Origin of the sequence: Brevibacillus parabrevis (assembly GCF_003710905.1) — a bacterium.
Lineage (GTDB): Bacteria > Bacillota > Bacilli > Brevibacillales > Brevibacillaceae > Brevibacillus > Brevibacillus parabrevis.
Genome location: NZ_RHHV01000034.1, coordinates 1 through 3,095 on the forward strand (window position 1 = coordinate 1; position 3,095 = coordinate 3,095).

Annotated in this window: 1 rRNA gene; it reads right to left on the minus strand. The window is 53.9% G+C overall.

Features of this window, described 5'->3' with window-relative positions:
- Positions 1–165: 165 nt before the first annotated feature.
- A 23S ribosomal RNA gene (locus EDM60_RS28150) occupies positions 166–3,093 on the minus strand.
- Positions 3,094–3,095: the final 2 nt, after the last annotated feature.

Below are 3,095 nucleotides of genomic sequence, written 5' to 3' on the forward strand. Positions count from 1 at the left end.
GGAGAGAACTGGGACAAAAAAAGAAACAACAAAAAAACCGTGTAGATTACCTACACGGTTTTCTCATACAAAAAGCTGCATTCTCCATTACTCGCAAAAGTAATCGGGAATACAGCTTTTCTGCTTGTTCCTTCAAAACTGAATACGCATGATTGCTAAGCATGTGTGGATAAGTCCTCGACCGATTAGTATTCGTCAGCTCCACGCGTTACCGCGCTTCCACACCGAACCTATCAACCTCATCGTCTATGAGGGGTCTTACCAGCTTGCGCTGTGGGAAGTCTCATCTTGGAGGGGGCTTCACGCTTAGATGCTTTCAGCGCTTATCCCGTCCGCACATAGCTACCCAGCTGTGCCACTGGCGTGACAACTGGTGCACCAGCGGTGCGTCCATCCCGGTCCTCTCGTACTAAGGACAGCTCTCCTCAAACTTCCTACGCCCGCGACAGATAGGGACCGAACTGTCTCACGACGTTCTGAACCCAGCTCGCGTACCGCTTTAATGGGCGAACAGCCCAACCCTTGGGACCTACTTCAGCCCCAGGATGCGATGAGCCGACATCGAGGTGCCAAACCTCCCCGTCGATGTGGACTCTTGGGGGAGATAAGCCTGTTATCCCCAGGGTAGCTTTTATCCGTTGAGCGATGGCCCTTCCATGCGGAACCACCGGATCACTAAGCCCGACTTTCGTCCCTGCTCGACTTGTAGGTCTCGCAGTCAAGCTCCCTTCTGCCTTTACACTCTACGAATGATTTCCGACCATTCTGAGGGAACCTTTGGGCGCCTCCGTTACCTTTTAGGAGGCGACCGCCCCAGTCAAACTGCCCACCTGGCATGGTCCTCTCGCCCGATGAGGGCGACGAGTTAGAAACTCCGTACATCAAGGGTGGTATCCCACCGACAGCTCCACAGAGGCTGGCGCCCCTGCTTCTCAGCTTCCCACCTATCCTGTACATGATGCACAAAGTTCCAATACCAGGCTACAGTAAAGCTCCATGGGGTCTTTCCGTCTTGTCGCGGGTAACCTGCATCTTCACAGGTATTATGATTTCACCGGGTCTCTTGCCGAGACAGCGCCCAAGTCGTTACGCCTTTCGTGCGGGTCGGAACTTACCCGACAAGGAATTTCGCTACCTTAGGACCGTTATAGTTACGGCCGCCGTTTACTGGGGCTTCGGTTCAAAGCTTCGCTTGCGCTAACTCATCCCCTTAACCTTCCAGCACCGGGCAGGCGTCAGCCCCTATACTTCGCCTTGCGGCTTCGCAGAGACCTGTGTTTTTGCTAAACAGTCGCTTGGGCCTTTTCACTGCGGCCCCCTCGGGCTATTAACCCTACCGAGGCGCCCCTTCTCCCGAAGTTACGGGGCCATTTTGCCGAGTTCCTTAGCAAGAGTTATCCCGCGCACCTTAGGATTCTCTCCTCGCCTACCTGTGTCGGTTTGCGGTACGGGCACCTTGTTCCTCGCTAGACGCTTTTCTTGGCAGTGTGAAATCAGGGACTTCGGTACTAAAATTTCCCTCGCCATCACAGCTTGTGCTTGACGGTGTGCGGATTTGCCTACACACCACACTTACTGCTTGGACGGCCATCCAGTAGGCCGCTCACCCTATCCTCCTGCGTCACGCCATTGCTCAAGCGGAACAGAGGTGGTACAGGAATATCAACCTGTTGTCCATCGCCTACGCCTTTCGGCCTCAGCTTAGGTCCCGACTAACCCTGGGAGGACGAGCCTTCCCCAGGAAACCTTAGGCTTTCGGTGGACAAGATTCTCACTTGTCTTTTCGCTACTTACACCGGCATTCTCACTTCCAAGCGCTCCACCGCTCTTTCCAGTACGGCTTCCCTGCTGCTTGGAACGCTCCCCTACCCAGTCCGTAAGGACTGCCATAGCTTCGGTGATACGTTTAGCCCCGTTACATTTTCCGCGCAGAGTCACTCGACCAGTGAGCTATTACGCACTCTTTAAATGGTGGCTGCTTCTAAGCCAACATCCTGGTTGTCTGGGCAACTCCACATCGTTTCCCACTTAACGTATACTTGGGGACCTTAGCTGATGGTCTGGGCTGTTTCCCTTTTGACGATGGATCTTAGCACTCACCGTCTGACTCCCGGACATAAGTCATTGGCATTCGGAGTTTGACTGAGTTCGGTAACCCGATGAGGGCCCCTAGCCCAATCAGTGCTCTACCTCCAAGACTCTAATTCCGAGGCTAGCCCTAAAGCTATTTCGGGGAGAACCAGCTATCTCCGAGTTCGATTGGAATTTCACCGCTAGCCACACCTCATCCCCGCACTTTTCAACGTGCGTGGGTTCGGGCCTCCAGTAGGTGTTACCCTACCTTCACCCTGGACATGGCTAGATCACACGGTTTCGGGTCTACGGCAGCGTACTATCGCCCTATTCAGACTCGCTTTCGCTGCGGCTCCGTCTCTTCAACTTAACCTCGCACGCTACCGTAACTCGCCGGTTCATTCTACAAAAGGCACGCCGTCACCCTTTTAACGGGCTCCGACTATTTGTAAGCACACGGTTTCAGGTACTATTTCACTCCCCTCCCGGGGTGCTTTTCACCTTTCCCTCACGGTACTGGTTCACTATCGGTCGCTAGGTAGTATTTAGCCTTAGCAGATGGTCCTGCCAGATTCACACGGGATTTCACGTGTCCCGCGCTACTCGGGGTTGGTCTCGGAGAGACTCTTGTTTGGATTACGCGACTGTCACGCTCTTTGGTCAGTCTTCCCAAACTGTTCATCTACAAGAGTCTTTTGTAACTCCGTGTGAGACGCCCCACAACCCCGCCGGGTAAACCCGACGGTTTAGGCTCTTCCGCGTTCGCTCGCCACTACTGACGGAATCACTATTGTTTTCTCTTCCTCCGGCTACTTAGATGTTTCAGTTCACCGGGTCTGCCTTCTCATCACCTATGTATTCAGTGAAGGATACCATCCCATTACAGATGGTGGGTTGCCCCATTCGGAGATCCCCGGATCAAAGCGTGCTTACCGCTCCCCGAGGCTTATCGCAGTTCGCTGCGTCCTTCTTCGGCTCCTAGCGCCAAGGCATCCACCGTGTGCCCTTAGTAACTTAACCAC